The organism is Mycobacterium sp., from assembly GCF_032161845.1.
Lineage (GTDB): Bacteria > Actinomycetota > Actinomycetes > Mycobacteriales > Mycobacteriaceae > Mycobacterium.
In genome coordinates this window covers 1-11487 of the sequence record NZ_JAVRQA010000381.1, presented here as the reverse complement: position 1 = coordinate 11487, position 11487 = coordinate 1, and the positions used below count along the sequence as shown (strand labels likewise).

Annotated in this window: 10 protein-coding genes; 6 read left to right on the top strand and 4 right to left on the bottom strand. The window is 66.4% G+C overall.

Features of this window, described 5'->3' with window-relative positions; translation table 11 throughout:
- The 4 genes from QOD90_RS20585 to QOD90_RS20570 all read left to right on the top strand — a co-directional run.
- On the top strand, positions 1 to 1270 hold a 1270-nt coding region (locus tag QOD90_RS20585; protein WP_526352681.1), incomplete at its 5' end, for a flavin-containing monooxygenase.
- Entirely contained in the window at positions 1267 to 2097 is an 831-nt protein-coding gene (locus QOD90_RS20580; RefSeq protein WP_526352680.1) for a TauD/TfdA dioxygenase family protein, read from the top strand. The genes QOD90_RS20585 and QOD90_RS20580, both read left to right, overlap by 4 nt.
- Positions 2094 to 3020: an SDR family NAD(P)-dependent oxidoreductase gene (locus QOD90_RS20575; RefSeq protein ID WP_526352679.1), complete on the top strand. Its 927-nt coding sequence runs from the start codon at positions 2094 to 2096 to the stop codon at positions 3018 to 3020. The genes QOD90_RS20580 and QOD90_RS20575 overlap by 4 nt, the downstream gene beginning before the upstream one ends.
- Entirely contained in the window at positions 3013 to 4227 is a 1215-nt protein-coding gene (locus QOD90_RS20570; protein ID WP_526352678.1) for a CaiB/BaiF CoA transferase family protein, read from the top strand. The genes QOD90_RS20575 and QOD90_RS20570 overlap by 8 nt, the downstream gene beginning before the upstream one ends.
- 10 nt (positions 4228 to 4237) lie before the next feature.
- On the opposite strand, the gene htpG is transcribed toward QOD90_RS20570, so the two are convergent.
- From htpG to hglS, 3 genes are all read right to left on the bottom strand, one after another.
- On the bottom strand, positions 4238 to 6181 hold the full coding sequence (gene htpG / locus QOD90_RS20565) for a molecular chaperone HtpG (protein WP_526352677.1): 1944 nt from the start codon (positions 6179 to 6181) through the stop codon (positions 4238 to 4240).
- Positions 6182 to 6252: 71 nt separating this feature from the next.
- Entirely contained in the window at positions 6253 to 7779 is a 1527-nt protein-coding gene (gene amaB / locus QOD90_RS20560) for an L-piperidine-6-carboxylate dehydrogenase (protein WP_526352676.1), read from the bottom strand.
- On the bottom strand, positions 7776 to 8933 hold the full coding sequence (gene hglS, locus QOD90_RS20555; protein ID WP_526352682.1) for a 2-oxoadipate dioxygenase/decarboxylase: 1158 nt from the start codon (positions 8931 to 8933) through the stop codon (positions 7776 to 7778). The genes amaB and hglS overlap by 4 nt, the downstream gene beginning before the upstream one ends.
- Before the next feature lie 141 nt (positions 8934 to 9074).
- Between hglS and QOD90_RS20550 the strand changes: the two genes are divergently transcribed.
- Entirely contained in the window at positions 9075 to 9536 is a 462-nt protein-coding gene (locus QOD90_RS20550) for an Lrp/AsnC family transcriptional regulator (protein WP_526352675.1), read from the top strand.
- 52 nt (positions 9537 to 9588) lie between these two features.
- On the top strand, positions 9589 to 10929 hold the full coding sequence (gene lat / locus QOD90_RS20545; RefSeq protein ID WP_526352674.1) for an L-lysine 6-transaminase: 1341 nt from the start codon (positions 9589 to 9591) through the stop codon (positions 10927 to 10929).
- A gap of 109 nt (positions 10930 to 11038) precedes the next feature.
- Here the strand turns inward: lat and QOD90_RS20540 are convergent.
- Positions 11039 to 11487 (bottom strand): restriction endonuclease (locus QOD90_RS20540; protein WP_526352673.1); only part of this gene is annotated, 449 nt, incomplete at its 5' end.

Here is an 11487-nt window from a genome sequence, read left to right as displayed (position 1 = left end):
CGCCCGATTCGTGGTCATGGCCCAGGGCTCCTACAACCGCCCGAAGCTTCCTGGCATCCCAGGGATCAAGGACTTCACGGGACACGTATTCCACTCCGCCCGTTGGGACTACGACTACACCGGCGGGGACGCCAGCGGGGGCCTCGACAAGTTGGCCGACAAACGCGTCGCGCTCGTCGGGACCGGGGCGACGGGTGTTCAGCTGGTACCGCACTTGGGCCGCGACGCCAAGCAACTCTTCGTCTTCCAGCGCACCCCGTCATCGGTCGACGGGCGCGCGAACACCCCGACCGATCCGCAGTGGGCGAAGTCGCTTCAACCGGGTTGGCAGGAGGAACGCAAGCGCAACTTCCACGACTGGTCGCCGTTCGTCGGTGTGGTGTTCGGCGCGCCGGACCTGGTGTGCGACTTCTGGACCGAACTCGGTCGCAACGTGACGGCACGGATCGCGGCGAGTGACGATCCCGCGTCGCTCGGTATCGAGCAGATCATGGCGATCCGAGAAGAGGAGGACTACAAGATCATGGAGCGGCTGCGGCGCCGGATCGGCGGTGCCGTCGACGATCCCGCCACCGCAGAAGCGCTCAAGCCGTACTACCGCTTCATGTGCAAACGGCCGTGCTCCAGCGAGGAGTATCTGGCGGCGTTCAACCGCCCCAACGTCACGCTCGTCGACGTGTCGGAGTCCAAGGGGGTGGAACGCCTCACTCCGACCGGCATCGTCGCCAACGGCGTTGAATACGAAGTCGATTGCGTGATCTTCGCAAGCGGCTTCGAGATCTCCACGGAGATCAGCCGAAGGTTCGCGATGGATGCCGTGGAGGGCCGTAACGGACTGTCGCTGTTCGACAACTGGAAGGACAGCTACAAGACGCTGCACGGCATCACCAGTCGCGGCTTCCCGAACCAGTTCTTCACCGGCTTCATCCAGGGCGGCGTCTCGGCGAACACCACCGCCATGTTCGAGCAGCAGGCCAAGCACATCGCCTACATCGTCTCCGAGGCCATCAATCGTGGCGCGACGACGGTCGAGCCGAGCCAAGAGGGTCAGGACGACTGGGTGAGGACCGTCGGGACGCTGTCGATGGACAACTCGGCATTCGAACTCTCCTGCACCCCCGGTTATTACAACAACGAAGGTCGCGGGGGTGCCGAAGGCAATGGCTCGTTCCTCGGTGACTTCTATTCGCCGGGCTTCTACGCGTTCGACGACCTGCTTGCCGCCTGGCGCGACAACGGCGATCTCGACGGATTGGAATTGGGGAGATGACGACCTCCGTCGCATTCACCACCCGTGACATCGCCGAACGGATCGGCACCGAGGTGACGGCCGACAAGGCAGCGTTGTTGTCCGGTGATCATGCCGCCACGATTCGGGACCTGCTGGAACAGCATGGCGTGCTGGTCTTTCCGACACTCGGGTTCTCCGACGAGGAGCAGATCGCCTTCACCGAGACGCTTGGCACCTTTGCACCGGAGCATCGCGGTGAGAAGCTGTACAAGGTGTCGCTGGATACCGAGGTGAACAAGCAGGCCGACTACCTCAAGGGTTCGCTGTACTGGCACCTCGACGGCACCATGAACGAGGTGCCGATCCTGGCCTCGCTGCTGCAGAGCGTGGCGCTGGGCAACGACGGCGAGGGCGACACCGAGTTCTGCAACACCTACGCCGCCTATGAGGCCCTTTCCGAGGATGTCAAGGCCGAACTCGACGGGCTCACGGTGATGCACTCGGCGTGGAACACGCTGTTCTACTACCAACCCGAACCCGACATCACCACGCTGCGGCAGATGCAGGCGATCGGTGACCGTGAACTCCCGCTGGTGTGGGCGCACCGCTCCGGCCGCAAGTCGCTGGTACTCGGAGCCACTGCCCGCCACGTCGTGGACATGGACTTCCGCAAGAGTGCGGAACTTCTGGTGCGACTGCGGGACTGGGCCACGCAGCCGCAGTTCGTCTACCGCCACCGGTGGTCGGTCGGGGACCTGGTGATCTGGGACAATACCGGGACGATGCACCGCGCGACGCCGTACGACCCGACGTCGGGCCGGCTGCTGCAGCGGACCAAGCTCGCAGGAGAGGAACCGTTCGCTTGAGCAGCGGTGAGCTTCGATTCGATGACCGGGCCGCCGTCGTCACCGGCGGCGGCCGCGGACTCGGCCGGGCCTACGCGCTGCTGCTCGCATCGCGCGGAGCGAAGGTCGTGGTCAACGACGTGGGTGGCAGCCTGACCGGTGACGGGGCGGACGCCGGCCCTGCCCAAGACGTGGTGCGCGAGATCATCGCCGCCGGAGGCGAGGCCGTCGCCAGCGTCGATTCGGTCGCCACGCCCGCCGGCGGCAAGGCGATCGTCGAGACTGCCCTCGAGCGGTTCGGGCGAATCGACGTGCTAGTGCACAACGCAGGAAACGTGCGGCGCGCAGCACTGCGGGACATCAGCTACGAGGACTTCGAAGACGTCGTCGACGTCCACCTACGGGGGGCATTTCACGTTGTGCGGCCGGCCTTTCCGGTGATGTGCGACGCGGGCTACGGCCGCATCGTGCTGACGTCCTCGATCGGCGGGCTTTACGGAAATCACGAGGTGGTCAACTACGCCGTCGCCAAGGCAGGCGTCATCGGACTGTCCAACGTCGCCGCGATCGAGGGCGCCGCACACGGAGTCAAGAGCAATGTCATCGTGCCCGCCGCCGTGACACGAATGGCCGACGGCATCGACACGTCGGCCTACCCGCCGATGGGTGCCGAGCTCGTCGCCCCCGCGGTGGCCTGGCTCGCACACGAAACATGTTCCGTAACGGGGGAAATGCTCATCGCTCTGGCGGGCCGGCTCGCGCGGGCGTTCATCGCCGAGACCCCTGGCGTGTACCGGCCGTCCTGGTCGATCGAAGAGGTCGGTGAGCACCTCGACGCCATTCGCGACGACACCGCGCCGTTGGTGTTCCCACCCGTCCCCGACGGCCACGCCGACCACCTCCGATATAGCTTCGCGCTGGCGGCGGAGGTGGCCGGTGGCTAGCGGGCCGCTCGCGGGCGTGCGCGTCGTCGACCTCACGGCGGTCGTGATGGGACCGTACTGCACGCAGATCATGGCGGACATGGGCGCCGACGTCGTCAAGGTCGAACCGCCGGCCGGTGACAACGCCCGCTACATCTCGGTGGGTCCGGCACCCGGTATGAGTGGGGTGTTCGTCAACGTCAACCGTGGAAAGCGCAGTGTGGTACTGGATCTCACCACCGACGAGGGTCACGCTGCCCTGTGCGGTCTCATCGGGCAGGCCGACGTCTTCATCCATTCGATGCGAGCGAGGGCGATCGCCAAGCTGGGGTTCTCCTACGACGCCGTGGCCGCCATCAACCCGGCCATCGTCTACACCAACTGCTACGGGTACAGCCGCCGCGGACCAGAGGCCGACCGTCCCGCCTACGACGACGTCATTCAGGCCCAGTGCGGAATCGCGGCCGTGCAGGAGATGCTCACCGGCGAGACGACCTACGTCGGAACCATCGTGGCGGACAAGGTCGCCGGACTCACGGCTCTCTACGCCACGATGATGGCGCTGTTCCATCGAGAGCGTACCGGCGAGGGCCAGGAGGTGGAGGTCAGCATGTTCGAGACGATGGCCTCGTTCATGCTCGTCGAGCACGCCAATGGGGCGATGTTCGACCCACCGCTCGGCCCCGCAATCTACCCGCGCACGGTGGCGCCGAATCGCAAACCCTACGAGACCAAGGATGGCCACGTCGCGGTATTGATCTACAACGACAAGCACTGGAACGCCTTCATCGCCGCGGTCCAACCCGCCTGGAACAGCGACTCGTACGCGACCCTCGAGCAACGGGCGAAGCAGATCGACGTGATGTACGGATTGATCGCGCAGACGCTGCTGGAGCGCACCACCGCAGAGTGGTTGGAATTGTTCCGCGAGCTCGAGATCCCCGCTGCCGCCATCCAGACCCCAGGCGAGCTATTCGACGACCCGCACCTCAACGCCGTCGGGCTGTTCGAGACGGTTCAGACCAAGCACGGTCCGGTGCGCTTTCCCGGTGTGCCGACCTGGTTTTCGCGAACCCCGGGCCGGGTGGCCGGGCCTGCTCCCGAGCTGGGTGCCGACACGGCCGCGGTGTTGGCCGAAGTGGACACTCTTGGCGAGCAGCAACGCCGAGCTGTCGTCGATGGCGCCGATAGACTGCCGCAGGTTGGCGTTCCAGGAGTTGGACCCTGAGTCGCGGCCGCTAGACGGTTCGCGCCAACCGATCGGTCAGCAGGGCCGCAAATCGCGCCGGATCGTCTAGCACCCCGCCCTCGGCGAGAAGTGCCGTCCCATATAGCAACTCGGCCGTCTCGGGCAGGCCGTCCGACGTTGCCGAATCGGCTAGCGCCTTCCGAAGACCAGTGATCAGCGCATGGTCGGGGTTGAGTTCCAGGATCCGCTTTCCGACGGGCACCTCCTGCCCAGATGCGCGGTACATGCGCGCCAGCTGCGGGGTAATGCCGAAGGTGTCGGTGATCAGGCAGGCCGGCGACGACGTCAGCCGAGTCGACAGCCGCACCTCCTTGACGTGCTCGTCCAGAGTCTCCTGCAACCACGTCAACAGCTCGGCGAAGTCCCCTTGATCTGCCGACTCATCTGAGTCACCGGTTGCGCCGAGGTCGACCTCGCCCTTGGCCACCGACTGCAGCGTCTTGCCGTCGAACTCCGGCACCGACTCCACCCACACCTCGTCGACGGGGTCGGTAAGGAGCAGCACTTCGAAGCCCTTGGCCTTGAACGCTTCCAGGTGCGGTGAGCGCTCCAGCAGCTGTCGCGATTCGCCCGTCGCGTAGAAGATCTGCTCCTGGTCATCCTTCATCCGTCCGACGTAGTCGGCGAGTGTGGTGGATGCCTCGGTACCTTCCCCCGTCGCTTCGCTCGCCCTAGTAGTGAACGTCGACGCGAACGACGACAGTCGCAGCACGGCGTCGCGGTTGTCGGCGTCGGAGAGCAAGCCCTCCTTGAGCACGCGACCGAACTGCGTCCAGAAGGTCGCATAGTCGTCCGGCCGGTTGGACTGGATGTCCTTGATCGCCGACAACACCTTCTTGGTCAGGCTGCGACGGATCACCTTGATCTGCCGATCCTGCTGCAGGATCTCGCGAGACACGTTGAGCGACATGTCCTGCGCGTCGACGACACCCTTGACGAACCGAAGGTACTCGGGCATCAGGTCGTCGCAGTCGCCCATGATGAAGACGCGCTTGACGTACAGCTGAACGCCGACTCGGCCGTCACGATTGAACAGGTCGAACGGCGCGTGCGACGGGATGAACAGCAGCGCCTGATACTCGAACGTGCCCTCGGCCTTCATCGCGATGACCTCGAGCGGCTCGTCCCAGGCGTGGGCGATGTGCTTGTAGAACTGCGAGTACTCCTCGTCGGAGACGTCGCTCTTGGGCTTGGCCCACAGAGCCGTCCGCGAGTTGACGGTCTCGGTCTCCGTCGTGACGGTCGGCTCGCCCCCCTCTTCGGCCGCCGGGACGGTCTTCTCGACCTCCATCCGGATGGGCCAGGAGATGAAGTCGGAGTACTGCTTGACCAGCTCCCTGAGCTTCCACACGGACGTGTAGTCGTGAAGCGCGTCCTCGGCATCCTCGGGCTTCAGGTGCAGGGTCACCGACGTCCCCTGCGGCGCGCCGTCAACGACGGAGATGGTGTATGTGCCGTCACCGTTGGATTCCCAACGCGTAGCTGAGCTCTCGCCCGCCTTGCGGGTGACGAGCGCGACCGTGTCGGCCACCATGAAGGTCGAGTAGAAGCCAATGCCGAACTGACCGATCAACTCGTCGGCTTCGCCCTGCTTGGCTTCGCGCAACTTCTTGCGCAGCTCGGCGGTACCCGACTTGGCGAGGGTGCCGATGAGCTCGACGACCTCATCGCGGGTCATGCCGATGCCGTTGTCGCGGATGGTCAGCGTGCGGGCATCCTTGTCGACGGCGAGTTCGATGTGCAGATCAGAGGTGTCGACGTCGAGGTCTTTGTCCCGGAACGCCTCAAGGCGGAGCTTGTCCAGCGCGTCGGAGGCGTTCGAGATCAACTCCCGCAGGAACGAATCCTTGTTGGAGTAGATGGAGTGGACCATCAGCTGCAACAGCTGACGGGCCTCCGCCTGAAATTCCCTCTGTTCGACCTGCTCGCTCACGCCGCGATAATAACCTTCGCGATTTCGGCGTGATCGGTAGCGCTCACCGCAACCGAACACGCCGAGATCGCTCAGCCGAAGTGGACGCCCTGGGCGAGCGGCAGTTCCGAGCTGTAGTTGACGGTGTTGGTGGACCGCCGCATGTAGGCCTTCCACGAATCGGACCCTGACTCACGACCGCCACCGGTCTGCTTCTCGCCGCCGAACGCGCCACCGATCTCTGCACCCGACGTGCCGATGTTGACGTTGGCGATGCCGCAGTCCGAACCGTCGGCAGCCATGAACCGCTCCGCCTCACGCATGTCGGTAGTGAAGATGGCTGAGGAAAGGCCCTGTGGCACTGCATTGTTCAGTTCAATTGCATCTTCGAGCGTGTCATAGGTCAAGACGTACAGAATCGGCGCGAACGTCTCGTCGTGGACGACCGCGGTCTGAGACGGCATCCGCACGACGGCAGGCTTGACGTAGAACGAGCCTTCGCCGGTGTCGACGCGCTCGCCGCCGACGACCTCGCCGCCGTCGGCTCGGGCCTTCTCCAGCGCGCCAACCATGTCGCGGTACGAGCGCTCGTGGATCAGCGGCCCGACCAGGGTTCCGTCGGCCGAGGGGTCGCCGATCGGGAGGCTGCGGTAGGCCGCGGTGATGCGTTCGACCAGGGTGTCGACGACCGAACTGTGGGCGATCACGCGGCGTAGCGTCGTGCAGCGCTGCCCTGCGGTGCCTGCCGCCGAGAACACGATGCCGCGGACGGCGAGGTCGAGATCCGCCGACGGCGCGACGATGGCGGCGTTGTTGCCGCCGAGCTCCAGCAGCGACTTGCCGAACCGCTGCGCCACCCGCGGGCCCACCTGCCGACCCATCCGCACCGAACCCGTCGCACTGACCAGCGCGACACGCGGGTCGTCGACCAGTTGCTCACCGATCTCCCTGCCGCCCTGGATGAGTCGCGCCACGTGCACCGACGCCCCCACATCGGCGGCGGCCCGTTCGATCAGGGCCTGGCAGGCGATGGCGGTCAGCGGCGTGAGCTCCGAGGGCTTCCAGACCACGGTGTCACCGCAGACCAGGGCGACCGCGGTGTTCCATGCCCACACCGCGACCGGGAAGTTGAAGGCGGTGATGACGCCGACGACGCCGAGCGGGTGCCACGTCTCCATCAGCCGGTGTCCCGGCCGCTCGGAGGCGATGGTGCGCCCATACAGCTGCCGCGACAGGCCCACGGCAAACTGGCAGATGTCGATCATCTCCTGGACCTCGCCAAGCGCCTCCGAGGTGATCTTGCCCGCCTCGATGGTGACCAGGGTGCCCAGATCGGCCTTGTGCTCGACGAGCAGTTCGCCAAGCCGTGCCACCAGCGCGCCGCGCACGGGGGCAGGCGTGACCCGCCACGTCGCGAAGGCCTGCTCCGCCTCGGCGATGGCCGCGTCGGTCTCCCTGGAGGTGGTCTCGGTGACGGTGAACAGGACGTCGCCCAAGACCGGAGTGCTGGCCTGCAGGCCCTGACCGCCCGGCTCGCCGAGCTCGATCGCGGAGCCGACGGCCTTCAGCGCGGCGCGGGCCCTGTCGCGAAGTTCGTCGGCGGTGGGGAGGTTCGTCATGATGCTGCTGCTTTCTCGTAGAGGTCGTACGGGTCGTGAACGTGTCGGCCGATGGCGCCGGCCAGCCAGTCTGCGCTGTAACCGGATTCGTCCCGTGCGCCGACCGCGGCGGCGTCGACGTCCAGGTTGGAGCGGAAGATCCCAGCCGCCGAGATGGGTAGGAAGTCTTCGTAGACAATGGGTTTGGTGGGATCTCCGCCGCGATAGTAAGCGAGCCGGTCGGCGGCCAGGCCGGCGTGCGTGGCGGGGAAGTGCCTGGCCCACGAGTCGGCAAGGCCGTCAACCATCGCGGCGTCGTACCGCTTCCTGCCCGTTGGCGTCAATGCGACACCGCGGGCCTCGACCTCACCGAACCGCACCCGCAGGCTGCCTTCGGTGACCGTGCCCTCGGAGTCGCGGAACCGTCGTGGCTCGCCCAATGCCCGGAAAGACGTCTGGCGCAACAAGACATCGGGTCCGTCCCAGCGCGGTGGACCTTGAATGCCGCCGGTCATGAGGACACCCTTGGCAACCATCCGCCGGTAGAGCTCGTCGATGTCCAGCACGCGTGGCGTCAAATGATTGACGTGGGTGGACCGCACGCCCGCGATGTCGGCGGCGACTGCAGACACCTGCGACAGCTCGGTGTACCAGCCGGTGTCGATCGGCTCCCGGGACAGTGCGAAGGCGGACACCGCGCGTGCGACGAACTCTTCGGCCATCGCCCTTTGGCACCCGCCGTTGGCCGCGATCGTCCTGGCGTCGGAGATCAAGGCGGGGTCGAACAGCTCACGCTCGGCGAGGAACCGGTCGACGCGGGCCCGCAGATCGGGGTCGAAGAACCGTTCGTCGGCGGTGGCCAGTACTGAGGTGAATACGCGGAAGGGGTTGTGGGCCAACTCATCGGCGTCGACGGGCCGGAAGGCGGTGGAGACCACGGGGACGGGGGAGGCCGCCTCGCGTAGGTCGTAGTAGCCGACTGGGTACATCCCGAACGCGGCGAACAAGTCGGCGACGTCGGCGAGCTCACGCGGGCTGCCGACCCGGATCGCGCCGTGGCGTTCGGCGGTGACCCGCTCGATCGAGCCCAGCCGGTCGTCTCCCGCATGATCGCGGTTGACCTCGGTGCTGACGTCGACCAGCGTCGTATAGGCCGGCACCTCGGCGCCGTACATTTGGGATAGCGCGGCCGCGAACCGGGCGCGCAGCTCGCGCGTCAACACGTCCTGCCCACCGGACCAACTTCCCGAGTCGCTCCGCTCTCCCCCGCAAGCGGGGGGACCCCCAGCACCGGCTCCCTGCGATAGTCTCCGGCCATGGCCGACGCTTCCGAGGAGCTCGACGACATCGACCGGACGTTGGTTCGCGAGTTGGTTGCCGACGGCCGCGCCACGCTGGCCCACCTGGCCGGCAGCGCCGGGCTGTCGGTGTCCGCAGTGCAGTCTCGCGTGCGACGGCTCGAGACTCGCGGCGTCGTGATGGGGTACCAGGCGCGGATCGACCCCGAGGCGGTCGGCAACATGCTGTCGGCGTTCGTGTCCATCACCCCTATCGATCCCTCTCAACCCGATGATGCACCCGCACGGCTGGAACACATCGAGTCCATCGAGTCGTGCCACTCGGTGGCCGGGGACGAGAGCTACGTCCTCCTGGTGCGTGTCCGGTCGGCGCGGGCGCTCGAAGACCTGCTGCAACAGATAAGGACGGCAGCGAACGTCCGCACCCGAAGCACGATCATCCTACAGACTTTTTACGAAGGTCGCGACTTCATACCGTAGATAATCCTGTCTACTGGCGTGCAAAGCGTAAAAAATCCGTTAGGATGGCCGCATGACCGCTGTCCTGCCTTCGCGCGACCTGAAGCCCAGCTCCCATGTGGCACCCGACGATGTGCGCGAGGTGCTGAGTCGCAGCATCTTGGCCGACGGGCTCGACTTCGTCCTCGACATCGACCGATCTGAAGGCTCATATCTGGTGGACGCCCGCACGGGCGAGCGCTACCTGGACATGTTCACGTTCTTCGCCTCGTCCGCGCTGGGCATGAACCATCCCGCGCTCGCCGACGACTCTGCTTTCCGCGCCGAGCTCGCCGCGGCCGCGGTGAACAAGCCGAGCAACTCCGACGTCTACAGCGTGCCGATGGCCCGGTTCGTCGAAACCTTCGCCCGCGTGCTCGGTGACCCCGCCCTGCCGCACCTGTTCTTCGTCGATGGTGGCGCACTGGCCGTCGAGAACGCCCTCAAGGTTGCCTTCGACTGGAAGAGTCGCTTCAACGAGGCCAGGGGTATCGACCCGGCGCTGGGCACGAAGGTGCTGCATCTGCAGGGCGCGTTCCACGGCCGCAGCGGATACACGCTGTCGTTGACGAATACCGACCCCAACAAGGTCGCCCGGTTCCCGAAGTTCGACTGGCCCCGCATCGACGCGCCGTACCTGCGGCCTGGCGCGAACATCGACGAGCTCGAGGCCGAGTCGCTACGGCAGGCACGTGCCGCGTTCGAGGCCAACCCGCACGACATCGCCTGCTTCATCGCCGAGCCGATCCAAGGCGAGGGCGGCGACCGTCACATCCGGGGCGAGTTCTTCGCCGCGATGCGGGCCCTGTGCGACGAGTTCGATGCGCTGCTGATCTTCGACGAGGTGCAGACGGGCTGCGGGATGACCGGAACCGCTTGGACCTACCAGCAATTGGGCGTCACCCCCGACGTCGTCGCATTCGGCAAGAAGACTCAGGTGTGTGGCGTGATGGCCGGTGGCCGCGTCGACGAAGTGGCCGACAACGTCTTCGCCACCAGCTCGCGAATCAACTCCACGTGGGGCGGAAACCTCACGGACATGGTCAGGTCGCGGCGCATTCTGGAGACCATTGAGAGCGAGCGCCTTCTCGCTCGGGTGGCTGATCTCGGTCACCACCTGCTCGGGCGACTGCAGGACCTGGCCGACGAGTTTCCCGGTCTGGTCCTCGACCCGCGCGGCCGCGGCCTCATGTGCGCGTTCAGCATGCCGACGGCTGCGCAGCGCGACGCCCTGATCGCCAAGCTGTGGGACCGTCGCGTGATCATGCTTGCCAGCGGTCCCGACAGCGTCCGATTCCGGCCCGCGCTCACCGCATCTCGCGACGAGGTCGACGCCGCGATCGACGCCGTGCGATCTGTGCTCGTCGACCTGTAGGCCCCGCCTAGCCGCGCCTGTAGTCCCCTAGCCGCGAGCGTGCGTGTCGGCCCGGCAACAATGCCGGATATTCCGACACGATGCGCAAGCTCGCGAGCGGATTCGTCGGCTACCGAACGGGGTCCGGCGTCACCAGGCGACGAATCGTCGAGCCAAGTCGGGTCAGGTCGCTGCCCCCGACGAGCACGCACCCGTGTTTATCGGCGAGCTTGCGTGCGGCGGGCGTGAAGTCGTGGTTGGTGACGACCATGGTGTGCGCGCAGTCGTGCATCGGAGCGCCGGCCACGACCTCCTGCACGGCCCCCGCGCCGACCGGTCGGGACTGCCGCTTGCATTGGATGGCAACGCGATCGGGCCTGCGGCCCACGATGAGGTCGACGCCGTAGTCGCCCGTGACTGCGGTCATGATCACCGGCGCACCACTGGCCCTCGCGATGCGTGCGACGTGGTCCTCGAACTCGACGCCCGACATCGCCTGCTTGGCGGCGGCGGGGTCCTCGCGCGCGCCGGGCGTTCGGGCCCCGCGCAGCACGCCGACCAGGAACGCCGGCAGCGCGG

Bases quoted from the DNA above. Each gene is read 5' to 3' on its own strand.
- hglS (WP_526352682.1), bottom strand. From the start codon at position 8,933: ATGTACGGCGCCGAGGTGCCGGCCTATACGACGCTGGTCGACGTCAGC.
- lat (WP_526352674.1), top strand. From the start codon at position 9,589: ATGACCGCTGTCCTGCCTTCGCGCGACCTGAAGCCCAGCTCCCATGTG.
- QOD90_RS20580 (WP_526352680.1), top strand. From the start codon at position 1,267: ATGACGACCTCCGTCGCATTCACCACCCGTGACATCGCCGAACGGATC.
- QOD90_RS20550 (WP_526352675.1), top strand. From the start codon at position 9,075: ATGGCCGACGCTTCCGAGGAGCTCGACGACATCGACCGGACGTTGGTT.
- amaB (WP_526352676.1), bottom strand. From the start codon at position 7,779: ATGACGAACCTCCCCACCGCCGACGAACTTCGCGACAGGGCCCGCGCC.